Source organism: Bacillus sp. 0209A, from assembly GCF_036765095.1.
Lineage (GTDB): Bacteria > Bacillota > Bacilli > Bacillales > Bacillaceae > Bacillus > Bacillus subtilis_G.
Genome location: NZ_JBAIZV010000003.1, coordinates 797,343 through 821,573 on the forward strand (window position 1 = coordinate 797,343; position 24,231 = coordinate 821,573).

Annotated in this window: 25 protein-coding genes and 2 pseudogenes; 6 read left to right on the forward strand and 21 right to left on the reverse strand. The window is 46.6% G+C overall.

All coding sequences use genetic code 11. The features are described 5' to 3' along the window. Nucleotide 1 precedes the first annotated feature (1 nt). The 3 genes from polX to zapA form a co-directional block, all read right to left on the reverse strand. Entirely contained in the window at nucleotides 2-1,714 is a 1,713-nt protein-coding gene (gene polX / locus V6D44_RS14990; protein ID WP_289347835.1) for a DNA polymerase/3'-5' exonuclease PolX, read from the reverse strand. A 72-nt stretch (nucleotides 1,715-1,786) separates the two neighbouring features. Continuing rightward, a complete protein-coding gene (locus V6D44_RS14995; RefSeq protein ID WP_087992373.1) occupies nucleotides 1,787-2,320 on the reverse strand; it encodes a CvpA family protein in 534 nt (177 codons plus the stop codon). Nucleotides 2,321-2,326: 6 nt separating this feature from the next. Then, nucleotides 2,327-2,584, reverse strand: a complete 258-nt coding sequence (gene zapA / locus V6D44_RS15000) for a cell division protein ZapA (RefSeq protein ID WP_087992374.1) — start codon at nucleotides 2,582-2,584, stop codon at nucleotides 2,327-2,329. Between the two features lie 133 nt (nucleotides 2,585-2,717). Here zapA and rnhC point away from each other — a divergent pair, with 133 nt between their 5' ends. Then, nucleotides 2,718-3,659, forward strand: a complete 942-nt coding sequence (gene rnhC, locus V6D44_RS15005) for a ribonuclease HIII (protein ID WP_202326981.1) — start codon at nucleotides 2,718-2,720, stop codon at nucleotides 3,657-3,659. A gap of 34 nt (nucleotides 3,660-3,693) precedes the next feature. Here rnhC and pheT read toward each other — a convergent pair whose 3' ends face one another. After that, nucleotides 3,694-6,108 carry a phenylalanine--tRNA ligase subunit beta gene (pheT, locus tag V6D44_RS15010; RefSeq protein ID WP_333516664.1) on the reverse strand — a complete coding sequence of 805 codons (2,415 nt, stop codon included), beginning with the start codon at nucleotides 6,106-6,108 and terminating at the stop codon, nucleotides 3,694-3,696. 15 nt (nucleotides 6,109-6,123) lie between these two features. Further along, a complete protein-coding gene (gene pheS, locus V6D44_RS15015) occupies nucleotides 6,124-7,158 on the reverse strand; it encodes a phenylalanine--tRNA ligase subunit alpha (protein ID WP_087992377.1) in 1,035 nt (344 codons plus the stop codon). Between the two features lie 80 nt (nucleotides 7,159-7,238). On the opposite strand from pheS, the pseudogene V6D44_RS15020 reads away from it, so the two are divergent. Then, a pseudogene (locus V6D44_RS15020) lies at nucleotides 7,239-7,446 on the forward strand (hypothetical protein). 66 nt (nucleotides 7,447-7,512) lie between these two features. On the opposite strand, the gene V6D44_RS15025 reads toward V6D44_RS15020, so the two are convergent. Continuing rightward, a complete protein-coding gene (locus V6D44_RS15025; protein WP_087992378.1) occupies nucleotides 7,513-8,259 on the reverse strand; it encodes a TrmH family RNA methyltransferase in 747 nt (248 codons plus the stop codon). Nucleotides 8,260-8,377: 118 nt separating this feature from the next. On the opposite strand from V6D44_RS15025, the gene sspI reads away from it, so the two are divergent. From sspI to V6D44_RS15045, 4 genes are all read left to right on the forward strand, one after another. Further along, nucleotides 8,378-8,593, forward strand: a complete 216-nt coding sequence (gene sspI / locus V6D44_RS15030) for a small acid-soluble spore protein SspI (RefSeq protein ID WP_087992379.1) — start codon at nucleotides 8,378-8,380, stop codon at nucleotides 8,591-8,593. Between the two features lie 68 nt (nucleotides 8,594-8,661). Beyond that, entirely contained in the window at nucleotides 8,662-9,765 is a 1,104-nt protein-coding gene (locus V6D44_RS15035) for a CdaR family transcriptional regulator (RefSeq protein WP_202326978.1), read from the forward strand. 100 nt (nucleotides 9,766-9,865) lie between these two features. Continuing rightward, on the forward strand, nucleotides 9,866-11,278 hold the full coding sequence (gene glcD, locus V6D44_RS15040) for a glycolate oxidase subunit GlcD (RefSeq protein ID WP_202326976.1): 1,413 nt from the start codon (nucleotides 9,866-9,868) through the stop codon (nucleotides 11,276-11,278). Next, entirely contained in the window at nucleotides 11,275-12,609 is a 1,335-nt protein-coding gene (locus tag V6D44_RS15045) for a (Fe-S)-binding protein (protein WP_333516665.1), read from the forward strand. The genes glcD and V6D44_RS15045 overlap by 4 nt, the downstream gene beginning before the upstream one ends. Nucleotides 12,610-12,647: 38 nt before the next feature. On the opposite strand, the gene V6D44_RS15050 is transcribed toward V6D44_RS15045, so the two are convergent. The 15 genes and pseudogenes from V6D44_RS15050 to araD all read right to left on the reverse strand — a co-directional run bounded on the left by V6D44_RS15050 (nucleotide 12,648) and on the right by araD (nucleotide 24,224). Continuing rightward, nucleotides 12,648-13,016, reverse strand: coding sequence for a VOC family protein (locus tag V6D44_RS15050; protein WP_333516683.1), 369 nt, complete (start codon nucleotides 13,014-13,016; stop codon nucleotides 12,648-12,650). Next, nucleotides 12,931-13,118: pseudogene (locus V6D44_RS15055) on the reverse strand (hypothetical protein). The gene V6D44_RS15050 and the pseudogene V6D44_RS15055 overlap by 86 nt, the downstream one beginning before the upstream one ends. Then, complete coding sequence (cstA, locus tag V6D44_RS15060; protein WP_333516666.1) at nucleotides 13,061-14,857, reverse strand: carbon starvation protein CstA; 1,797 nt, start codon at nucleotides 14,855-14,857, stop codon at nucleotides 13,061-13,063. Before cstA ends, V6D44_RS15055 begins: the two are co-directional and overlap by 58 nt. Nucleotides 14,858-14,968: 111 nt before the next feature. Continuing rightward, nucleotides 14,969-15,526 carry a DUF4097 family beta strand repeat-containing protein gene (locus V6D44_RS15065; RefSeq protein ID WP_333516667.1) on the reverse strand — a complete coding sequence of 186 codons (558 nt, stop codon included), beginning with the start codon at nucleotides 15,524-15,526 and terminating at the stop codon, nucleotides 14,969-14,971. Further along, entirely contained in the window at nucleotides 15,486-15,854 is a 369-nt protein-coding gene (locus V6D44_RS15070) for a hypothetical protein (protein WP_333516668.1), read from the reverse strand. Before V6D44_RS15070 ends, V6D44_RS15065 begins: the two co-directional genes overlap by 41 nt. Continuing rightward, entirely contained in the window at nucleotides 15,851-16,165 is a 315-nt protein-coding gene (locus V6D44_RS21155; RefSeq protein ID WP_437124934.1) for a hypothetical protein, read from the reverse strand. The genes V6D44_RS15070 and V6D44_RS21155 overlap by 4 nt, the downstream gene beginning before the upstream one ends. Nucleotides 16,166-16,224: 59 nt before the next feature. Further along, the gene (locus V6D44_RS21160) at nucleotides 16,225-16,404 is read right to left on the reverse strand and encodes an HAAS signaling domain-containing protein (protein WP_437124935.1); all 180 of its coding nucleotides are present in this window, start codon (nucleotides 16,402-16,404) and stop codon (nucleotides 16,225-16,227) included. After that, a complete protein-coding gene (locus tag V6D44_RS15080; RefSeq protein ID WP_176365293.1) occupies nucleotides 16,401-16,727 on the reverse strand; it encodes a PadR family transcriptional regulator in 327 nt (108 codons plus the stop codon). The genes V6D44_RS21160 and V6D44_RS15080 overlap by 4 nt, the downstream gene beginning before the upstream one ends. A gap of 154 nt (nucleotides 16,728-16,881) precedes the next feature. Beyond that, a complete protein-coding gene (gene abfA / locus V6D44_RS15085; RefSeq protein WP_333516669.1) occupies nucleotides 16,882-18,384 on the reverse strand; it encodes an alpha-L-arabinofuranosidase AbfA in 1,503 nt (500 codons plus the stop codon). Nucleotides 18,385-18,402: 18 nt separating this feature from the next. After that, nucleotides 18,403-19,248: an arabinose ABC transporter permease AraQ gene (gene araQ, locus V6D44_RS15090; protein WP_202326970.1), complete on the reverse strand. Its 846-nt coding sequence runs from the start codon at nucleotides 19,246-19,248 to the stop codon at nucleotides 18,403-18,405. Next, nucleotides 19,249-20,190: a carbohydrate ABC transporter permease gene (locus V6D44_RS15095; RefSeq protein WP_087992389.1), complete on the reverse strand. Its 942-nt coding sequence runs from the start codon at nucleotides 20,188-20,190 to the stop codon at nucleotides 19,249-19,251. Nucleotides 20,191-20,225: 35 nt separating this feature from the next. Beyond that, on the reverse strand, nucleotides 20,226-21,527 hold the full coding sequence (locus V6D44_RS15100; protein WP_202326968.1) for an ABC transporter substrate-binding protein: 1,302 nt from the start codon (nucleotides 21,525-21,527) through the stop codon (nucleotides 20,226-20,228). A 30-nt stretch (nucleotides 21,528-21,557) separates the two neighbouring features. Then, nucleotides 21,558-22,742, reverse strand: coding sequence for a sn-glycerol-1-phosphate dehydrogenase (egsA, locus tag V6D44_RS15105; protein ID WP_087992391.1), 1,185 nt, complete (start codon nucleotides 22,740-22,742; stop codon nucleotides 21,558-21,560). Further along, nucleotides 22,739-23,557 carry an HAD-IIA family hydrolase gene (locus V6D44_RS15110; protein WP_333516670.1) on the reverse strand — a complete coding sequence of 273 codons (819 nt, stop codon included), beginning with the start codon at nucleotides 23,555-23,557 and terminating at the stop codon, nucleotides 22,739-22,741. The genes egsA and V6D44_RS15110 overlap by 4 nt, the downstream gene beginning before the upstream one ends. Further along, the gene (gene araD, locus V6D44_RS15115; RefSeq protein WP_187957039.1) at nucleotides 23,535-24,224 is read right to left on the reverse strand and encodes an L-ribulose-5-phosphate 4-epimerase; all 690 of its coding nucleotides are present in this window, start codon (nucleotides 24,222-24,224) and stop codon (nucleotides 23,535-23,537) included. Before araD ends, V6D44_RS15110 begins: the two co-directional genes overlap by 23 nt. Nucleotides 24,225-24,231 lie beyond the last annotated feature (7 nt).

Consider the following 24,231-nt stretch of genomic DNA (forward strand, 5'->3'; position numbering starts at 1 on the left):
CTTAATCGTTGCGCTTCAGGAATGCCTCTACGTCTTCAAGCGACCGGGCATTCAGAACGTTTTTCGTTTCCGTCCATCCTTTGCGCGCGGCAGTAACGCCGGTTTTCATATCGTCTAACATCTCACTATTATGGGCATCGGTATTAATCACCAATGTAACCCCTTGTTCGTTTGCTTTGATTAAATGCTCTGTGCGCAGATCGAGGCGCGCAGGGTTGGCGTTAAGCTCAAGCGCCGTATTTGTTTTCTTCGCTAGCTCAATCAGCTTGTCAATATCGATTTCGTAACCGGCCCGTCTGCCGATCAGGCGTCCGGTCGGATGTGCGATAATGTCAACATGCTTGTTGGCAAGTGCCGTCTCAAGGCGTTTCATAATGACGTGTTCCGGCTGATTAAAGCTGGAATGAATCGATGCAATGACAATATCCATTTCCGCCAGTACGTCGTCATCATAATCGAGTGTACCGTCAGGCAGGATATCCATCTCGACACCCTTCAAGATCCGGAAGTTCTCGAATTCCGCATTCAGCGCGTCAATTTCTTTTGCCTGCTGCTTGAGCCTTTCTGCAGTCAGTCCGTTGGCGACCTTTAAATATTGCGAGTGATCGGTGATCGCCATGTATTGATAGCCTTTTTTCATGCATGCTTCAGCCATCTCTCTGATCGAAAACGCGCCATCGCTCCACGTTGAGTGCATGTGGAGATCTCCTTTGATTTGCTCGGGCTCTATCAGTTCAATGCTGTCGCTGTAGGTTTCCACTTCTTGCCCGCTTTCACGGAGCTCCGGCGGAATCAGCGGCAGGCCGAAATGCGCATAAAATTCACGTTCACTAGGAAATGTTTTAATGGCTCCGGTTTCAACTGTCTCGACGCCGTATTCACTGATCCGCTCGCCTCGTTCTTTCGCGATCTGGCGCATCTTAATATTGTGATCCTTTGATCCCGTAAAATGATGGAGTGTTGTCGGAAACTGCTCTTCCGTCACAAGGCGGAAATCGACGCTTGTCTCATATTCAAAAGAAAGGATGACAGATACCTTCGTATCTCCGCTCGCAATGACGCTTTTGATGTTTGGCAGTGCAAGAAGCTGCTCCCTTATTTCAGCCGGATGATCTGTGGCAATAATATAATCCAGATCCTTCACCGTTTCCCGGGCTCTGCGGAGACTTCCGGCACGAGAAAACTTGATGATATCTGTAAATTGACCAAGATGCTCTTCAATATCCCGGGCAATCCGAAGGGCGTAGCCGATCGGGAACCGTTCTGGCTGTTTTCCGGCTTCACCGAGCGCCTGTAATATTTTTTCTTCTGATTTTTTGCCAAAGCCCGCAAGGCCTTGTACTTTTTGCTGTTCACAGGCTTCCTTCAGAGATTCTGCATCATGTACGCCGAGCTCCTTATACAGCTTTGCGATTTTTTTGCCGCCGAGCCCCGGCAGTTTCAATAAAGGCACGAGCCCTTCCGGCACTTCTTTCTGCAGCGATTCGAGCGTGCTTGACTTTCCTTCATCTATATACTCTTTAATGACGCTGTACGTACCTTTTCCGATGCCGGACAGCGACATCATATCGTCCATTTCTGATAAACTGCGGTCGTCCTGTTCCAGGGCTGCCGCAGCTTTTCGGAAGGCAGATATTTTAAACGGATTGTCCCCTTTGAGTTCCATGTAGACTGCAATGGTTTCAAGCAGCCTGATAATATCTTTTTTATGCATAAAATAACCCCCAGACGTTCACATATGTTTCCATCATACTCGAAAAAAACTTCTCCGGACAAGAGAAGTTTTTTATGCCCCGTACTGTGTCCACAGCTCTTGCAGGAGCCCTGACAAATACGGTGTATGGTTAATGATCACATTTGCGAGAGACGATTGCCCCATCATTTGCTGTAAAGCATCTACCGGAAGCACGGATGCGACATACAGCAGCACAAATGTAAATAAATAGACTTCTAGAAAACCGAGAACGGCGCCCAGCACCTGGTTAATTTGTTTGATCACCGGAATGCCGGCGACAATACTCAGAAATGACCCGAGGGTTCTCAGTAAGATTTTAGCGATGATAAATAAAACAATAAACGCAATCGCATTATAGTAGGCCGCTTCTAAATTTCCCGTAAAAAAAGAAAGTGCCGGCTGTCCTGCTGAGAAGTCGGGTGCAGGAATCCACTTTAAATGCGGCGCCACATTTTTATAGAATAAAGCCGCAAAGGCGATCGATAAAATAAAGCTCGTCAGGCGGATAAACTGAAGAATAAAACCGCGTTTTAACCCCAGTAAAGTCCCCATCAGGAGCAAGATTAAGATGATGATATCCAGCATAGTTGTTCAATCCTTTTCTTTAAGCTGACGCTCCAGTTCCTCATATTTCTCTTGTAATTTGACATAATCGTGCACCACATTTACCGCTGTCAGCACTGCAAGTTTATTTATATCAAGGTATGGATTTTGTTTATTGATTTCTCTCATTTTATCATCAACAATTCCGGCGACATACCTCATATGGGCTTTGCTTTCTTCACCGATCATCGTGAAGTGCTGGCCGTAAATGTCAACGGTTGTTTTTGTTTTTTTGCCGTCAGACAACGTTTCTCCTCCATTCCGTGAGAATCCTAGTACTTATCATAACACGTTTATTAAATGAATGGAAAGACGAGCCTCCCGCTGTTATGATACACTGGTAGATACAGCGAAAAGTGTAAAAAAAGGAGATTATTACGTGTCCCATTCTGTGATAAAAGTATCGTTGTCTGCGATTAATCAAATGAAAATGACGTACAGCGGTTCGCTTACTGCCTCTGTTCCGCAGGGAGCCGTTTTTCAGGCGAAACCGCCAGGCTGTACCATTACAGCATATCAATCCGGCAAGGTCTTGTTTCAAGGCAAAAACGCAGCGGCAGAATCCGCGCGCTGGGGAACAGCGGAGCCGCAGGAAAAGAAGAAAACGGCCAAAAAGCCGCCCGATCCCCGTTATGCCCCTCCGGCAAATATCGCCGGGATGTCTGTTATCGGCTCTGACGAGGTGGGAACCGGAGATTACTTTGGCCCGATGACGGTTGTTTGCGCGTACATTGACAAAACAATGCTCCCTTTAATGAAGGAACTCGGTGTTAAGGATTCAAAAGACTTAAAGGATCCGCAAATCATTGAGATCGCCCGAAATCTAATCAAAACCATTCCGTACAGCCTGCTGGTGTTAAAGAATGAAAAGTACAACAGCATGCAGGAAAAAGGCATGAGCCAAGGGAAAATGAAAGCTTTGCTGCACAATCAAGCCATCACCCATTTGTTAAGAAAAATGGACGGGGTAAAGCCTGAAGCCATTTTGATTGACCAATTTGCTGAGCCCGGTGTCTACTTCAATCATTTAAAGGGCAGAGACATTGTGAAGGAGCGGACCTATTTCAGCACGAAAGCTGAAGGCATTCACTTGTCAGTTGCAGCCGCTTCCATCATTGCGAGATATTCGTTTTTAATGGAAATGGATAAACTGTCACGCGAGGCAGGAATGACACTTCCAAAAGGGGCCGGTCCGCATGTCGATGAAGCGGCTGCCAAGCTGATCCTTAAAAAAGGGGGCTCCGCTCTCAGAACCTTTACAAAATTCCATTTTGCCAATACACAGAAAGCGCAGCGCCTTGCTGATAAAAAACGTTCATAGAAAAAAGCTTGCAGAGAAATCTGCAAGCTTTTTATTAGCCTCTCAAAACAGCCTGATACGTGTCTTCCAACGCTTTCAGCACTTTGCTGTGCGCTTTTGTCACTTCTTCTTCTGTCAGCGTTTGTTCAGGATTTACATACTGGAGTGAGAAAGCGACTGACTTTTTCCCTTCCTCCATATGCTCGCCTTCGTATACATCAAAGACGGATACGTCTTTCAGAAGCTTGCCGCCAGCCTCTTTAATGACGCTCTCGAGCTGGCCGCTTGTGACGGATTTTTCTGTGACAAGCGCGATATCACGTGTCACAGACGGATATTTTGGAATCGCTGTGTAGATAAGCGGCGCTGTTTCCGCTGTAAGCAGCGCATGTAGATCAAGCTCAAAGACGTATGTCTCTTTGATATCCAGTTCTTTTTCCAATGAAGGATGGACTTGGCCGATGAAGCCGATAAGAGAACCATTCAATAGAATGTTCGCTGTTCTGCCGGGGTGCAGCTGTTTGCGTTCAGATTGAACAAATTCAATGCAGTCAAGGACCTTCAGTTTGTCTAACAGTCCTTCCACAATTCCTTTGACGACGAAGAAATCAACCGGTTTTTTCTCGCCTTGCCACAGATGCTTGCGCCATAATCCGGTAACAGCTCCCGCTACGCGTTCTGTTTCAACAGGTTTTGTGTCCTCTTCTTTTGTCAGGAAAACGGAGCCGACTTCGTACAGCGCTACTGAGTCAGTCTGTCTCGCCAAGTTATAAGAAACAGAGTCAAGCAGATTCGGAACAAGGCTGTGTCTGAGAATGCTTCTTTCTTCGCTCATCGGAAGCGCAAGCACAGTGTTCAATGATTTTTCAATCGCAAACGCTGCCGCTTTCTTCTCATTTGTCAGTGAGTAAGTGATGGCTTGTGATAAGCCCGCGCCTTCAAGGAAACGTCTGACTTTACGGCGTTTTACTTGATATGGCGTTAACCCGCCTGTTGTTCCCTCTGTCTCAGGAAGCGCAGAAGGAATGTTATCGTAGCCGTACAGTCTTGCCGCTTCTTCTATTAAATCCTCTTCGATTTTAATGTCGCCGCGACGTGATGGAACTGTCACAACGAGAAGTTCATTCGCTTCACCGACAGTAAAGCCCAGACGGTTGTAAATGCTGATCAGTTCTTCTTTGCTGATTGTCATGCCGAGAACGCTGCTCACTTTGTCGGCTGATATGTGAATGTTATTTGCTTCGATTGTCAGATGATCTTTCTCAACCGTTCCAGCAAGCACTTCACCGCCGGCATATAAATGGATCAGCTGTGCAGCCCGTTCTGCCGCAAGACGTACGCGCGCCGGATCAATGCCTTTTTCAAACCTTACGCTTGATTCACTTCTCAATCCAAGGTCTTTGGAAGCCTTGCGAACCGTCTGCCCGTTGAAGTACGCAGCCTCAAGCAAAATCGTTTTTGTATCTTCCTGAACCTCTGACTTTGCTCCTCCCATCACACCGGCAACGGCCTGCGCTTTCGTTCCGTTTGTAATGACAAGTTGATCAGCAGACATCTTACGTTCTTGATCATCAAGGGTTACGATTGTTTCATTTTCAGCTGCTTTTCTTACTACGACTTCTTTGGACCCGAATTTGTCATAATCAAACGCGTGAAGCGGCTGGCCGTATTCAAGCAGGACAAAGTTTGTGATGTCAACGACGTTGTTGTGCGGGCGAATGCCTGCGTTCATCAGCTTCGTCTGCATCCAAAGCGGTGACGGAGCAATCGTGACGTTTTTAATGATTTTTGCAGTGTACAGCGGGTTCACTTCTTGATCTTCGACTTTGACAGCGATGTAATCAGACGCTTGTTCTGAAGCAGCCGGATAATCCGTTTGCGGAAGTTTTACCTCTGTGTCTAAAATTGCCGCAACCTCGTAAGCAACACCAAGCATGTTCATTGCATCCGCGCGGTTTGGCGTTAAACCAAGCTCAAGAATCGCATCATCAAGCTGTAACGCCGCTAAGGCATCGCTTCCTGTTTGTGCGTCATTCGGGAATACGAAAATGCCTTCCGCATACTCCTGTGCCACAAGTTTGCTTTCAATACCAAGCTCCTGCAAAGAACAGATCATGCCGTTAGATTCTTCACCGCGAAGCTTTGCTTTTTTGATTTTGAAATTGCCCGGCAGCATCGCTCCGACTGTTGCAACTGCGACTTTTTGTCCTTTATCCACATTCGGCGCGCCGCAAATGATCTGTACAGGTGCTTCCGCTCCGATATCCACAAGGCACTTATTCAGCTTATCAGCATTCGGATGCTGCTCGCGCTCCAGCACATGGCCGATGACAACGCCTTTGACGCCTTCTCCTTTGTATTCAATTCCTTCAACCTCAATACCTGCTCTTGTAATTTTCTCAGCAAGAACAGCCGGGTCCATGCCTTTTATATCAACATAATCCTCTAACCATTTATAAGAAACAAACATCCTAGCATCCTCCTCTTACGCCTGTTTAAACTGCGAAATAAATCTGACATCGTTTGTATAGAAGTGGCGGATATCATCAATGCCGTATTTCAGCATCGCGATGCGCTCAACCCCCATTCCGAATGCGAAGCCCTGATATTCCTTCGGATCAAAGCCAGCCATGCTCAGCACGTTCGGGTGAACCATGCCGGCGCCGAGGATTTCGATCCAGCCTGTTCCTTTACAGACTGAGCAGCCGTTTCCTCCGCATTTAAAGCATGTCACGTCCACTTCTACTGAAGGCTCAGTAAATGGGAAGAAGCTTGGGCGAAGTCTGATTTCGCGGTCTTGCCCGAACATTTTTTTCGCAACGAGTTCAAGCGTTCCTTTTAAATCACTCATGCTGATGTTTTTGTCAACGACAAGCCCTTCAATTTGCATAAATTGGTGGGAGTGTGTCGCATCATCATTATCACGGCGGTAAACTTTACCCGGGCAAATGATTTTAACGGGCCCTTTGCCTTCATGCTTTTCCATCGTCCGTGTTTGAACGGGAGACGTTTGCGTTCTCATCAGCATTTCCTCTGTGATGTAAAAACTGTCCTGCATATCGCGCGCAGGGTGTTCTTTCGGCAGGTTGAGCGATTCGAAGTTGTAATAATCTGTTTCAACTTCAGGTCCTTCCTCGACTGTGTAGCCCATACCGATAAATAAATCTTCAATTTCTTCAATGACAATAGTGAGCGGATGGCGGCCGCCGACTGCGACAGGGTTGCCCGGCAGCGTGACGTCGATTGTCTGTCCTGCGAGCTTCTGCTTCATTTCCTCTTCTTCAAGCTTCTCGTTTTTGACAGCAATCGCATTGGCGATACGCTCTCTTACTTCGTTCGCGAGCGCGCCCATTTTCGGACGTTCCTCAGCAGAAAGTTTGCCCATTCCGCGCAGCACTTCTGTGATCGGCCCTTTTTTTCCGAGATATTGCACCCGAATATCATTGACAACCTTTAATGAGCTTGTCGCTTCTACTTGTTCTAAAGCTTCTTGTTCCAGCTGTTTCAGCTTTTCTTCCATTTTGCATCCTCCTTTTATGTAAACAAACCGTCATATGTCTTTGGAAAACAAAAAAACCCGCCCCTTATACAAGGGACGAGTTGTGGCCGCGGTACCACCCTTATTTCAGACAGACTGATGCTGTCGTCAGCTTCATTGACATAACGGAATCAGATTCCGGTTCACCTTTACGCGCAGTGTACGCGGTCCCGGCGACAACTCAAGAGGTGAAGCCCATTTCCGGCTGCGTTTAAAAATGCTCTCAGTCAGCGGCATTTTCTCCCTGGAAAGCAGTTGATCAGAAATTGAGGTCCTCTGTCACGGTTTTTCAAATATTATGTTCTATTATAGATAAATCCATCGCTTGGCGCAACACTATCCTCGCAAGTGGTACACAAGGATGGCAGCCGCAATCGCAACGTTCAGTGATTCAGCTTGTCCATAAAGCGGCACGTACAGGTTCAAATCCGTTTTTTCCAGCAGGGCGGCATCGACCCCTGCTCCTTCATTTCCTACAAGAAGCGCGAAGGATTCAGACTGATGTATTTCCCGGTAAGGCGCCCCGTTTTGCAGCGCCGTGCCGTACACTTTTACGCCCTTTACCTTCAACTCATCCACGTATGTATGCAGATTTCTTCTTATAACAGGAATATGAAAATGAGACCCTTGCGCGGATCGAAGCGTTTTTCCGTTAAATGCGTCAGCCGTGCCGTCACCAAGCACAACCGCATCTAAACCGGCCGCATCAGCCGTCCGAATCATTGTTCCGAGGTTTCCCGGATCTTGAACAGCATCAATCAGCAGCACACGCTGAGGCAACGCCAGTTTTTCTTCAGGCATATGGCACACAGCGGCAATCTGCTGCGGCGTTTCTGTTTCAGTAACAGCTGCAAACGCATCTTCACTCAGCACATAGCACTGGATGCTCATATCAAGAGCTGACGGAATTTTCGTTTCATCCTTTACAAGAATTTCTTTCACCGTGCCCTCGCTCTTCAGCGCCTCTTCAACAAGATGTTCTCCCTCTATGAGGAATGTATTCGTTTTTGTTCGTTCTTTTTTCGTGTGAAGCTTTTTCCAATCCTTCACTTTTTGGTTTTTTGCCGATTCTATTTGTTTCACTGTCTGTGTGGCTCTCCTTTTTTTAACATGATGTTATTATATCGCAAGAACAGCACATAATAAACCAGGTGCAGGGTTAGAATATGCGTATTACATTTTAGGAAAAGGAGCGTTTCACATGGATCTTAATTTGCGTCATGCCGTCATTGCCAATGTTACCGGCAATAATCAGGATCAGCTTGAGCATACAATTGTGGATGCGATTCAAAGCGGTGAAGAAAAAATGCTTCCGGGGCTCGGCGTTTTATTCGAAGTCATTTGGCAGCATGCATCCGAAAGTGAGAAAAACGAAATGCTAAAAACGCTTGAAGGCGGATTAAAACCCGCCGAATAAGAGATGAAACCGGGTGACAGCGCCCGGTTTTTTTCTTATATAATAAAAACATGATGAGGGGGATCGCCATGTTTTTACAGCCGTTATTAGCGAAAAAAATTATTGCCGAAGTCAAGAAAATGTATGAACGTGAAGTCATTATTGTGAATACAGACGGACTCATTATGGCTAGCACAAATGATGAGCGTGTGGGACGATTTCATGAAGGAGCGCTCATCTGCGCAAAAGAGAAACGGAATGTCATTATTACAGTAGAAGATGAAAAAAAATTAAAAGGAGTAAAGGCAGGCCTGAATCTTCCTGTATTTTCCGACCGGGATGTAATCGCCGTCTTCGGGCTTACAGGTGAGCCTGCTGAGATTCAGCCTTACGGGGAGCTGCTTCGAAAAATGACAGAGCTGTTCATTAAGGAATCGCGGCATTTAGAGCAATCCCAGTGGCGGGAGAGAATGCTGGAGTCCTTTACGGTCGATTGGCTGCAATTAAAAGAGTGGTCTCCCGGTTTTCTTGAGAAAGCCCAGCTTCTCGGTGTTGATCTTTCCTCCCGGCGCCAAATGATTCTCATTCAAGGATATGAGTGGTCATCTTATGACATTGAGCAAATGGCACATATCTGGAAATCCGCGTACTCTTCTGACTTGTTCATCAGGTGGGGAAATGAACGGATTCTGATTAATCACGAAGTGCAAAAGCATGAACAAAGGGATCAGCTTTTGCGGCAGCTCCTTCACATTTGTTCATTTGTTCATACTGCAAACAGCTGTGTTGCAGCTGGCGCCGGAAGGGCTGTCGCAAGCTCCAGCCTGACAGACTCCTACGCGCAGGCTGAAAAAGCGCTGGCTGTCAGCCTTAAGCGAAAAACGCCCATCTTCGAAGAGGATCTGAAGCTTGATATGTGCCTGACTGAGATCAGCCCGGGCACCCGAAATGAATTTCCGCAAAGAGTATTCCGGGAGGCGCTTCAGCATCACGAGCTTATGAATACGATACGGACTTTCTTTCATCACGATTTGTCTTTGAAACAAACCGCTGAAGACATGCATATTCACATCAATACATTGCGTTATCGCCTGTCTAAGGCTGAACAGCTGACGGGTTTGCGTTTTGACTGCACAGAGGATATCGTCACGATATATGTTGCACTCTATTTTTTAGATCAAGATATAAAATAGAGAGTGTTTCAGTTTCATTTTTTGTATGTTTCTCCATAGAAAACGTTGCTTTTTTTCTTTTACAATAGATTGAAAGCGTTTTGACAGGGGGATGGGTGAAATGATCACCAAAGATGTAAAAGAACAGCTGGTCCAAATCGTCGGCAAGGAAAACTATGATGACTCGAATGCCGGCCGTCTCGTCTATTCGTATGATGCGACGCCGCAGTTTCAGTCTATGCCTGATGCCGTGATTGCTCCGAGGAGCACAAATGAAGTATCACGAATTTTAATGATTTGCAACGATCATCGAGTGCCGATCGTTCCAAGAGGATCAGGAACAAACCTATGCGGCGGCACGTGCCCGACTGAAGGCGGACTTGTTCTTCTCTTTAAGCATATGAACCGGATTCTTGAGATTGATGAAGAAAATTTGACCGCCACAGTCCAGCCGGGCGTCATTACATTAGATATGACCCGCGCGGTTGAAAGCAAAGGTTTGTTTTATCCGCCTGATCCGAGTTCTATGAAAATATCAACAATGGGCGGAAACATCAATGAAAATTCCGGCGGGCTCCGCGGATTAAAATACGGCGTCACCCGCGACTATGTCATTGGACTGGAGGCGGTGCTCGCAAACGGAGACATCATCCGCACCGGCGGAAAGCTCGCAAAGGATGTGGCCGGATACGATCTCACACGTCTTTTTGTCGGTTCAGAAGGAACACTTGGCATTGTGACAGAGGCAATCGTCAAACTCGTTCCAAAGCCGGAAACGAAGAAGACGCTGCTTGCCCTTTATGAAAATATCGATGCCGCTGCTCAAACGGTATCAGATATCATTGCCGCAAAAATCATACCCGCCACGCTTGAATTTCTTGACCAGCCCACACTTTTAGTCATTGAGGATTATGCTAAAATCGGACTTCCGACAAATGCAAAGGCGGTTCTGTTAATTGAGCAAGACGGACCGCTTGAAACCGTTGCACGGGATATGGAAAAGATTGAGGCGATCTGCAAAAAAGGCGACGCTGTTTCCGTTCAGACCGCCCAAACCGAGGAGGAAGCATTTGCCCTGACTGAAGCCCGGCGTTCTGCACTTTCTGCCCTTGCCCGCCTCAAGCCGACGACGATTTTAGAGGACGCGACCGTTCCTCGCTCAGAAATCGCCAATATGGTAAAAGCCATTAATGATATTGCCGCTAAATATGGGCTTTCTATTTGCACCTTCGGCCACGCGGGAGATGGAAACCTTCACCCGACATGTACGACTGACATAAGAAATGAGGATGAGATGGAGCGTGTCGAACAGGCTTTTGCCGAGATTTTTGAGAAAGCGATTGAACTTGGCGGCACGATAACCGGAGAGCACGGGGTCGGGGCCATGAAAGCGCCTTACTTGGAGATGAAGCTGAAAAAAGAGGGCATTGCCGCGATGAAAGCGATGAAAGCGGCATTTGATCCCCGGAACATATTAAATCCGGGCAAAGTGTTCGCGAAAGACTGCAGAAAACGTGTGGTGACGAAAAGATGACAACAGAAAAAGAAATGAACCAGATCCAAGATGAATTCAAAGAGCGCATGGATGAAGGCGAGCTTTTGAATTGTATGCGCTGCGGCTTCTGTCTTCCTTCTTGCCCGACCTATATCGAATCGGGATTTCAGGAAACTCACTCTCCGCGCGGGCGCATCGCCTTAATGAAAGCCGTAGCCGACGGTATGATTGAACCCGATGAAGATGTCGAGCGTTCGCTGTCACTTTGCCTAGGCTGTCGCGCCTGTGAACCTGTATGCCCGTCAGGCGTGAAATACGGACAGCTGCTTGAGGAAGCCAAAGATATTATCCACCAAAATAAAAAACACTCGCTCGGCGCTCGTGTCTTGCGAAAAGCCGCTTTTCAGGAGCTGTTTCCGCATCAAAACCGCATGCGCTCAGCTGTCAGCCTTATCGGTTTGTATCAGCGGTCTGGACTGCAAACCGCTGTTCGCAAAACCGGTATGCTTCGCGTCCTGCCTGAGCATTTGCGGACGATGGAAGCCGTTCTTCCTGATATTCCTAAAAACAAAGAAATGAAGCATCGGCCGCGTTTGCTGCCGTCAATTGGCCCCATGAAAAAACGGGTCGCCTTTTTTTCGGGCTGCTTAATGGATACCATGTTTTTACCGACCAACAATGCCACACTGAAGCTGCTGCAGCTGGCGGGCTGCGACATTGTCATCCCGCCTGACCAGGCTTGCTGCGGCGCGCTGCATGGGCACAGCGGGGAAAAAAACGCGGGGAAAGAGCTCGCGAAACAAAATATCGCTGCCTTCGAAGCGTTAGACGTCGAAGCTGTCATTACAAACGCAGGGGGATGCGGAGCCTTTCTCACTGAATATGATCATTTGCTGAAGGATGACCCCGAGTGGTCGGAGCGATCCGCTGCATTTGTTCAGAAACTAAAAGATTTTTCGTCCGTTTTGGTTGAACTCGATTTTCATCAAATGGACTTAGCGCTCGAGATGCCGCAGGTCATTACCTATCAAGATTCATGCCATCTAAGAAATGTGATGCATACGTCGCTTGAGCCACGCCAACTTCTTCAAAGCATCAAGGGGACCGAATTCAGAGAAATGGATAAAGCGGATAGCTGCTGCGGATCAGCGGGAATTTATAACATCGTGGAAGCTGAGATGTCTATGAAAATACTGGACAGTAAAATGGCTGCCGTCAAAGCGAGCGAAGCAATCGTCATTGTGACAGCAAATCCCGGCTGCCTGCTGCAGATGAAGCTGGGCATTGAACGTGAAGGACTAAACGGTAAAGTCAAAGCCGTTCACCTGGCTGATTTGCTGCTGGAAGCGACTGGACACCAAACATCATAAGAAAGCCCAAAACAGAAATTGTTTTGGGCTTTTGTGCATTATTCTATCGGACTGCAAATTTCAATATAATGTCCATCCGGGTCGGAGATATAGGCAACCGTCTGCCCCCATGGCTTCACTTTCGGCTCCCCAATAATTGTGACCCCCTGTTCTCTTACCCTTTTGATAACCGCTTCTACGTTTTCAGTGACAAAACCAATTTCAAATGTGTTCGAAGCAGATGTATCTGGAATGTCTAGCGGCGTGATTTCTCTGGCGCTTTCTCGCGTATTAAGCGCCAATATCGCAGAGCCTGTTTCAAATTCGACATACGTGCCGTGCTCAGCACGAATCGGCAGTCCTAAAATATCCTGATAAAAATGAATAGCCTGCTTGCTGTCCGATACGTATAGAATAAGATATTTCATTGATAATTTCATTGCCAATCCTCCTCAACATTTCATTAGTCCTTCTATCCCGGTATAGATGCTTCCATCCTTAAGCCCGGATCTCTCCACATCTGCGCCCATTTTTTCACAGCCGCCACGATAATGATGAAGCCTAACAGCAGCATGATGATCGATAGTACGCCATTCAATACACTGTAGCCTGCTGCTTCAGGATTGAAATACACATTGCGCACCATCCAATAGCCCGCATAATTGACAGTGACATATAAATAGGCAAGCGGGATAAGGCAGGTCAGAATGTAACGGCGTTTATCGGCGATTTTCAGCACGATGGTCGCTCCAATAATCAGCCCCACTGAAGCCATCAGCTGATTGGACACGCCAAACAGCGCCCAAATGGAACCGATATCCCCTGAATACAGCAGATAGCCCCACATCAGGCAGGCGAGCGCGCTGGCAAATACAGATCCCGGAATCCAGTCTGTTTTCTTCAGCGGTTTATACACCTCTCCGAAGAAATCCTGAATCAGATAACGGGCAACACGTGTGCCGGCGTCAATCGCTGTTAAAATAAATACGGCTTCAAACATAATGACAAATTGGAAAAAGTATGAGGCCAAATGGCTGAAAAACGGCATTCCGGTAAAAATATAAGTCATTCCCACCGCAAGCGTAACGGCTCCCCCTGTTCTTCCTTCTAAGTCCAAACCGATTTCCCTGCTCAATTCAGGCAAATGGACGACATTCATGCCGAGCGTACGGAAAACCTCAGGCGTGCTGTTAATCGCAAAGTAATCAGCAGGCTGCAAGGCGGTCGCTGCAATCAGCGCCATAATGCCGACAAGACACTCGACAAGCATTGCGCCAAACGCAACCGGCTTCATATCACTCCATTTATTCAGCATTTTCGGGGTCGTACCTGAACCGACAAAGGCGTGAAATCCCGAGATCGCACCGCAGGCGATAGTAATTGAAATGAACGGCCAGACGGGTCCTGCCAGCACCGGCCCGCCCCCTTTTACGAATTCTGTAAACGCAGGAAACGGGATGGACGGATTGACGACAAATACCCCGGCAATCAAAGCGATAAACACACCGATTTTCATAAAGCTGCTTAAATAATCACGCGGTGCGAGAAGGAGCCAAACGGGAAGCGCCGCTGCAAAAAACGCATAAATAGGAAGTGCAATTGCAAGCGTTTTCGTTTCTAGCGATAAAAAGTCACCGAGCGCAGTAGTCTGCACCCATGGGCCGATAAAGACTCCCGCCATTAAAAAGAGAAAACCGATCGTTGACGCAAGCTTTAAATTTCCCGTTTTCTTATAAAATAAGCCCACGCCCATCGCAATCGGAATTGTAATTCCTACCGCAAATGTGCCCCACGGATTGCGTTCAAGCGCGTGCAGCACAACCATCGACAGCCCCGCCATCGTAATCGTGATAATAAAAAGCATAGACAGTCCCGTGCAAAATCCGGCAACAGGGCCAAGCTCATCCTTCGCCACTTCTGACAGCGACTTTCCATTTTTGCGCATTGATGCAAACAGCACAACAAGATCATGGACGGCTCCCCCTATTACCGCCCCGATTAACAGCCATAATAACCCCGGCAAATAGCCGAACTGCGCCGCCAAAATCGGTCCGACCAGCGGCCCGGCCGCTGCGATCGCTGCAAAATGGTGGCCAAAAGAGACCCATTTATTTGTAGGCACATAATCTTTTCCATCCTCAAGCGCGTGAGCAGGCGTCGGCTTGTCATCATTCACTTTGAGAACCTTCACCATCATAAATGTTCCGTATAAACGATAGGCAATAGCCAAAATGCACATTGACGCTATCACAATTGTAACCGCATTCATTTTCTCTCATCCCCTTTGCTGTTTTTCATAAATATATCATAATTTCATGGTGATAAGCGGTCATTTTTTCCTATACAGAAAAGCCGGCTGGAATTGGCCGGCTCGTCGCAGTTAGTTTAGTTCAATGTCTCCAGAGGTTGTGCGAATGTTTAAATGATTAGAGGTTTCGTTATCACCTATATATCCTGTAATGCGCTTCTCTGATTTTTCTTGATACATAATTTGATCTAGGTTGACTGACGTCTCACCTGAGTCAGTCTGACAATCCATTGCTAAGGTTGCAGGTTCTTTCTGATATTCTACGGACACACTTCCGCTCGTTGTGACGATGTCAACTTCTTTGTTCTGACTCTCCTGTAGAAGGTCAATATCTCCGGAGGTTGTCTTATAATTCACCTTTCCAGCTGTTGTGCGGCTGCTTTCTATTAATCCACTTGTTGTCTTTACCACACCTTGGCCGAATGAATTTTGGTTTTCTTGAATATCTCCGCTCGTTGTTTTTAGCGTCAACTCGTTTTCGATGCGTGCATGCTTCAGCTCAATATTTCCTGATGTAGAGTCAACAGCAGTTTGATCCGCGTGCACATTTTCAATGAGAATATCCCCAGAGGTTGTCGTTACCGTTAACTCACCATACTTCTTTTCCGGAATAATGATTGTGATTTTCATATCCTTTTCGCTGTCCCACGGTATAAAAGAGATGATATTCTCGGTGATTGATTTTTAATGACTTGCCATCTTGGCTCACATCGAACAGCTTTTTGCTTTTATCACTGACTTTCCCTTCAGCCGCTACCTGAATATCATCCGTTTGCCCAATTTTGACCTCTGCATTCATCGAGCTCGTTGTTACCTCAATTTTTTTAATATCTGTGGCAGAATATGTTTCAGCAGCTGTCACCTCGTCTCTTGTAAAATCAGAAGCAGCTGCAGTGATGACAGCTCCGATGACCCCGACTGCAAATACTGCGATTAATCCTATTATGATTTTTTTCATGTCCGCGCCCCCGTCACCAGCTTTAGATTATATTTGATATATCGTAAACCCATGCCATACAGCAGCTTTCCTAAATGCGACAGCCCTATACAAGATAGCAGCCCCAGACTGCCAAACACGAGTGATAAAAAGAACTCCAGCATCATGTGCGTATTCGTTTGAAACATCAACATGCCGATAAAAATGATCGGTGACACAGAAAGTGCAAGCGCCGCCCCGCATAACCCCACGTACACTCCTAAAATGCCAATAGCCGGTCCCAGAACGAAAATCATATTTAAGAAGCTTATCGCTGCTGCTGAACATGCCATGTGAAAAAGATTCTTTTTAGGGCGTTGCTCTGCTGGAGCAGTTTCCGTGACATCTTGCATCAATTCCTTTGCAATTTGTTTTGGAGAACCGAGTTCCCTGATGATGTCCGCTTCCAGCCGCCTTCTTTCATCCCTTCGGTCATATGTTCTTCAAAATCAAATAAGATCTCATTCCGCTCTTCTTCTGAAAGCGGCATTAACGCTTTACTTAACTCCTGCAAAAACAGTTCTTGATTCATTGTTCTCCTCCCCTTGCCACGTCGATGATTTGATTGACAGATGCTGTGAACTGATCCCATTCTGCCAGCAGCAGTTTCATTCGCATGGAACCAAGCTTTGACATCGTATAGTATTTTCTGGCAGGACCTTCGGAAGACGGCGCCATATATGTTTCTAAATACTCTTCTTTCGTCAGTCTTCTTAGAAGAGGATATAAGGTGCCTTCAGCAATCGCCATGTGCCTGGAAATGTTTTGAGAAAGCTCATATCCGTATTGGTCTTTTTCAGATATGAATACAAGCACACATAGCTCTAATGCTCCCTTTTTGAATTGAGCATTCATCATAAAATCCTCCCCGAAGCTCGTTAATTTTGTTTATATTTTCCACCATTTATGCATATAGTAACATTCACTACTGAACATTACAAGGTACTGAATCATATCTACCTCCAAAAAAAAGAAAAACCGGAGAGCGATCTCCGGCTAATGTTTCACTTTATGACTGTTTTTTCAAGCGGATCACATTCCAGGAAAGCGGCGTGAAATGCGCGGTTAAGCCGTTTTCGCTGACAGATGATGTTCCGTTGGAATGCGGGACGACATTTTTTCTGTTTTGCTGGTTTGTCGCTTTGATATCCTGATGCTCGAGTACAATGTGCTCTGCGATTTGGAAGGATTCAAAGCCTCTGAGCGAAATCTCCGTCTCCATCTGATCTTCAGCTTTGTTTACCGCAAAAATCGTGAGTGTTTCTTCCTCTTCGGCATACACAACAGCGGCATCAACATATGGCACATCAGTAAAATCTGAGCAGTCGTACTTCGGAGAAGAAATAAGCGGCTTCAGTGACTCGCCTCTTCCGTAAACAGAAGCATGCATGTATGGATAGAAGATTGGCTGTCTCCATGCTTCCCCGCCTTTTTCCGTCATAATCGGCGCGATGACATTTACAAGCTGTGCAAGGCACGCGATTTTCACACGGTCTGCGTGCTGCAGCATCGTAATAAGCAGAGAGCCGACCAATAAAGCATCTTCAAAATTATAAATATCCTCTAAAATCGGACGCGCAGTAATCCAAGGCTCGACTTTTTTATCCGCCTCATTTGAGTGATACCAGACGTTCCATTCATCCAGAGAGAGATTGATTGTTTTCTTGCTGCGGGTTTTTGCTTTTACATAGTCACAGGTTGCAGCGACAGATTTAATAAAATGATCAAGATCCATGGAACGGGCCAAGTAGTTTGGCAGATTGTTATCCCGGTTTCCGTAATACGTATGGAGAGAGATATAGTCGACATGCTCGTACGTATGCTCCAGCACCTTCGCTTCCCAATCGATAAAGGTCGGCATGCCGCTGTTTGAACTGCCGCAGGCAACAAGTTCAATTGTTGGATCAACCCACTTCATGACCTTTGCAGTCTCTGCGGCAAGCCGTCCGTATTCGTCAGCTGTTTTATGGCCGATCTGCCACGGGCCATCCATTTCGTTTCCTAAGCACCATGTCTTGATGCCGTACGGCTGTTCATAGCCATGCGATCTTCTTAAATCACTCCAGTAAGAGCCTTTCGGGTGGTTACAGTATTCAACGAGATTGCGGGCGGCATCTATGCCTCTTGTGCCAAGGTTGACGGCCATGTTGACCTCAGTGTTCACCTTTTTTGCCCAAGATAAAAATTCATTTGTTCCCACTTCATTCGTTTCTGTCGTTTGCCATGCCAAGTCAAGCCGTCTCGGGCGGTTTTCGACAGGTCCGACACCGTCCTCCCAGTTATATCCGGATAAAAAGTTTCCGCCCGGATAGCGGATAAGCGGAACCTGCAATTCTTTGATCAGCGACTGGACATCCTTTCTAAACCCGTCTTTATCTGCTTCAGGGTGGTCAGGCTCATATATGCCTTCATATACCGCTCGCCCCATATGTTCGATAAACGAGCCGTAAATCCGCTTGTCTACTTCACCGATTTTATATTCTTTGTCTACAATCATTCGCGCTTTTTTCATCACACGTTTCCTCCTCTATTAACCTTTGACTCCTCCTACCGTTAGGCCGGAGATAAAGTATTTTTGGAAAAATAAGAAAATGATAATAACTGGCAAAATTGCAAATACTGAGCCGGATATGAGCATGTCATAGTTGTTTCCGTAAGGGCTCAGCAAGCTGGACAGCCCAATTGGAAGCGTAAACATTTCTTTCGAACGAAGCACAATCAACGGCCATAAGAAGTTGTTCCAGCTGTTTAAGGACTGGAGGATAATCATCGCGCCGAAAGCCGGTTTCATCAGCGGCGCCATAATCCGGAAAAAGATCCCGAATTCCGTACAGCCGTCCATCCTTGCAGAGTCCAGCAGATCTTTTGGAAGACCGAGGGCATACTGCCTGAAAAAGAAAACAGCTACCGGCGAAACGATGAATGGCAGGATGACACCCGTATACGAATCGATCAAGTGCAATCCGACGGTCAGCTTAAACAACGGAAGCATCATTACTTCAAGCGGAACCATCATAATAATCAGCACAAGAACAAAGATGATATTCCTGCCCTTAAACTCGTAAACCGCAAGTCCGTACCCAATCATCGATGAAAAAAACAGAGTGAGCACGGTCGTGAAAACCCCAAGCACAAGACTGTTAAAAAACCATTTAAAATAAATGCTGCCGCCATTAAACAGAAATGTGTAGTTATCTAAACTCATCACTTTTGGATCAATATCAACATTCAGCCCTACACGCAAAAGCTCAGATGACGGCTTTAATGATCCTAAAAGCAAACAGAAAATCGGAAAAATATACAATAGGCTCAGCATGATAAAAAACAGGGTAAGCGCGATTTTGTAAACGCTGTACTGAGGACTGTGCCGCAACATTTATCCCTCCCCCTTAAACGAGCCTGACAGCTTTAACGAAATCAGGCTGACAACAAGTATCACAATCAAAAGCACAATGCCGATGGCCGCTCCGTATCCCATTTCGTTGTAGGCAAGCCCTTGCTGGTACAAATATCCGACAAGCGTCAAGCCGATATTACCCGGGGAATTATTTTGCCAAAGGACGTAGCTTTCCTCAAACATCCTGAATCCGCCGATGATACTGATGGTTAGCACATAAACCGTTACAGGCTTGAGAAACGGCAGCGTAATGTGCCGGAATTTTTTCATCGTATTCGCGCCGTCAATATCGGCGGCTTCGTACAGCTCTTTCGGCACATTTTGCAAACCGGCCAAAAAGTAAAGGATGTTGATTCCCATCCATCTCCACGAAGCAAGCAGCACCATTAAAAACATGCCGGTATGTTCATTGTTCATCCAGTTCTGAGGTGAAAAGCCGAGTTTGAGTAAGATGGAATTGGCCAGCGACGTTTCCATTTCCCCGAAGATCAGCCGAAAAATGATCCCCGCCACAATGGTGGAAGTCAATGCCGGAATGAATAGTGCTGATTTGAATATATTTCTGAATTTGACCAGCTTTGAATTCAGGAATATGGCCAGCAGCAATGGGACTGGAATCAGCACAATCAGTGTCCAAAAGGTGTATTCCAGTGTATTCCAAAGGGCAGTATAGAACGTCGGATTGTTTAGTGCAGTGTAATTCGACAATCCGACAAACGTCACCTCTCCCGGCAATATTCTTTGAAAGCTCATGATGAAGACGCTAATGATGGGGTATAAAAAAAATACGAGAAAGGATAAAACGAATGGCGCTGTAAACAGATAGGGCGCCGCTTTTTTCGAATAAAATAGATCTCGCCAGCCTGATTGTTTCGCAGCTGAGGGAACGGGATGAACCGTTCCCGTTTTCACAGGTTTCATGAGAACCTCCCCGCTTTCACTTTTTGAATGGGATTCTATTTCTGTTTCAGTTCACCTGCCGCTCTGTCCAAGGCTTGCTTAGGCGTTTTTTGCTGAGATTTAAGTGCGTCGAACAATACGCTTCTGTTGACAAGGTCTGAAGCCTTGGCAAAATCCTCGTGTAAATAAATCGGATTGATTTCGTCCTTGATATCGAGCAGCATAGAAAAAATGCCTGTTCCATTTTGGAAGTAATCCGTGTATTTGTTTTTCTCCTTCAATTCCTGAGAGCTCCAGACATCCCAGCGAAGCGGGTCAAACCCGAGTACGCTCCAAAGCTTTTTGTTTCCTTCTTTAGAGCCCTTCGCAAAGGCCAAAAACTCTTTTGCTAACTCAACATGCTTAGATTGCTTCGGCACAACAGTTGCCGTACCGCCCAAACCTGCCGAACGGTCGCCCCCCTCTTTCCACGCCGGAAGCGGCCGGATGGCAATCTTCCCTTTCAGATCAGGCATATAATCTATGAATCTTCCCATATACCAAATCGGCATCAGAACCGACGCTGCTCCGCCTTGGTTCATAAAGCCGTAATATTCTTCACTGTGATGCCCGCCGCCCGGTGCGGCAATCATCGTTTTATCATTAATCATGTCCTTTAAAAATTGAATTGTTTTTACATTGGTGTCATTATTAAGGATCAGCTTGCCGTTTTTATCAAAATAACCTGATTTTTGCTGTGAAATCATGGATAAGAACGTTGCGGAATCATTGGTTTCCACCGTCCCCATCGGCCTTCCGGTTACTTTGCGCACTTTCTGCCCGGCTTTATGGTAATCATCCCATGTTTTGATATCATCAGGATTGACGCCGGCTTTTTTCATCACATCCATGTTATAAAACATCACTGTCGTTCCTACATGCGTATCCAGCCCGTAAAGCTTGCCGTTTTTGCTGTACAAGGTAAGCCGCGCCTCAACGAATTTATCGCGGTCCTTTTCAATCAGCGGAGTCAGGTCGGCAAGCGGTATATCAGAGCCCTTTAAAAAGTTTGAAAAACGGGCCAATTCGACATCGGCAATATCAGGGACGCCTTCTCCCGCAATTAAGGAGATAGACAAATTATCGTGCATTTGCCCATATGGATAAACGACCGTATTCAGTTTAATTTTGCGGTCAGGATATTTTTTGTTCCATTCCTTCACCATTTCCACATAAAACTGCTCATGAAGTCCATTAAATGTCCAAAAGGTCAGTTCGGTTTCACCCGATTTCCCGGATGATCTTTCTGCTGAACACCCAGCAATGAATAATGTCAGCAGCATCATGAGCACAAGAAAACAGGCAGTCATTTTTTTCATTTGCGTTACCCCTTCCATTCGAGGTGCGGGCTATTCATATAGACCATGATTGATCAGCGTTTTGTTTTCATTGATGATTCTTAATCCGGTGCAGCGGTCTCTTAATGTGTGCGCGTGTCTGAAGGCATTCTTGACGGAATCCTGCCCGACACCGATTTCGTCAAAAAACGCAGGGCCTCCTGCTGATCTCAGCCAATCGGCCAGCACTTCTCCTTCCGGGAGCGTTTCATAAGCCGATTGAATGGCTTGCCGCCGGCGCGGAGAAAATTCGTTCAGTCCGTCATCCTGGGCGAGCTTTCTGTATGTGTCAGTTAATAACACAGCGGCACAACCCACCTTTGCCCCATGGAGAATTTGAGGCCGGTTTTTCTTCATTAATTCCATCTCAATCCAATGGGAAATATGATGCTCTCCGCCTGATGCCGGACGGGAATGATCTAAAGCCAGCATGACAAGACCTGATACAATTAAAGATTCCATTAAAACCAGTATGCCTGTTTCCGTTTTCATCGCAATGTCTTCTGTGTGTGCGATACAGGCTTCCAGCGCCTCCTGAACGATCTTAGCCCCCGTTGGAGAATAAGGCTCGCCGGCAAGGTGGCGGGATATTTCCCAATCAGCTAAAGACGTGATTTTCCCGAGCATGTCGCCAAATCCAGCCGCAACCATTGACTGGGGTGCCGCTTTTAATAGATCCAGATCAGCGAACAGCGCGGATGGAGCCTTCGTTTGGATGGTTGTTTTCGTTCCGTATAAAATAAGCGGCGCCCCGGCTGACGTAAATCCGTCTACAGATGGAGCAGTCGGATAGGAAATAAACGACAAATCCCTCTGAAACGCTGCGAAGCGCACGATATCATGAATCGTGCCCGAACCGACCGCGATCATAACATCCGTTGTTTTTTCCGTATGGATCAGCGCATGAATGAGCGATCGTTCATCAGCCGTCACATCTCCGGCTTCATTTCCCGGAATGATCAGGCACTCAGCCTGAAACCCTTCTTGATGCAGGCGGTTTTCCAAATCAATTCCCGCAATGCGATGTGTATTCGAGTCGCAGACAAGGACAATCTGTTTGTTGTTTTTTCTTTTTACATAATCCAATAGCGAATCAGCTGCTTGTTTGCCGATAACAATTTCTTCAACTTCTATAGGAAAAACCTTTTCTCCGGCGAGTTCAAAAGCTTGCTCAACGTCAGCTGCGATACGATTCATAACAGAATCCCCTCCTCAGCCAATTTGGTTATATCCTTAATGGATTCCAGCACATAATCCGGCGTGTACAAACGCTGCTCACCCGGTTTCGCAGAACCAGTAAGCACTAAGGCGCTTTTCATGCCATAAAGCTTTCCCATCGCAATGTCAGATTCAATACTGTCTCCGATAATCAGGCATTCATGTGCGGACAGCCCCATTGCTGTACAGGCAGCCTCCGCCATCAGCCATGACGGCTTTCCGACAACAAGCTCTGTTTTTGCTTGAGCGGAAGCCTCTATCGCTCCGATCATACCGGCCACATCGATCGCATTGCCGTCTTCATTCGGAAAGAAGCGGTCTTTGTTCGTAGCCATGATACGAGCGCCGCCGGCGGCAGCTTGAAAGGCCAGATTTAAATCTTCGTACGTGAGTGTTTCATGAAGGGAGATCACCAGCCAATCCGCTTCCTTCGGTTCGTTCGCGTGCTCTACACCGGCCAGTCTCAGCTCGTCTGCCAAGCCTTGTTCTCCAAGCACCCACACTTTTGAAAAACGATAATGTTTCTTCAGAAAATCTGCTGTGACGCTTGACGACAGAACAATGTCGTTTACATCAGCTTCAATCCCCGCGCCGAGAAGTTTTTTTCTGCACATGGCACGGGAGATATTCCCCCGATTGCTCAAAAAGACGATTTTCTTCCCCATTCCCCGAAGCGTACTGATCGCTTCTCTTGCCCCTTCAATCAATTCATTTCCTCTGAATACAGTACCGTCCAAGTCAATCAGAATGCCGGCCGGTGACACAGGCGTATCATGACTGGCCATAATACGCATTTGCTCCGTGTTTTCGATAAAAATGCTTTTCATGAAGGACTGTATTGATTGGGGTTACATCCTTGTTCAACATAATGGAGTGATAGGCCATTTCGGCAACCGTTTCTAATACAACTGCGTTATGGATGGCATTTAAAGCGTCCGTGCCCCAGCAGAACGGTCCGTGGTTATTCACGAGTACACCCGGCACCTGTTCGTAGTTATGGTGCTGAAAGGTTTCAGCTATGACTTTTCCTGTATTCAGTTCGTAGTCATGAATGATTTCTTCATCGTACATTTCTCTTGTACATGGAATCGCACTGTCAAAATAATCAGCATGTGTCGTGCCTAAAGGCGGTATGTCTCTGCCCGATTGCGCCCAGCTTGTCGCCCATTGAGAATGGGTATGGACAATTCCCCCGATGTTCGGAAAGGCTTTGTACAAATAAACATGAGTAGGTGTATCTGAAGAAGGCTTGAGCGAGCCTTCGACGACCTCTCCTTCAAGGTTCAAAACAACCAAGTCATCAGCTGTCAGGTCGCTGTATTCGACTCCGCTAGGTTTGATGACAATTCTTTCTTTCTCACGGTCAATGCCGCTGACATTTCCCCACGTAAAGGTTACCAGCTGATGCTCTTGAAGCTTCAGGTTGGCTGCCAGCACTTCTTTTTTTAATGTTTCAAGCATGCTCCAT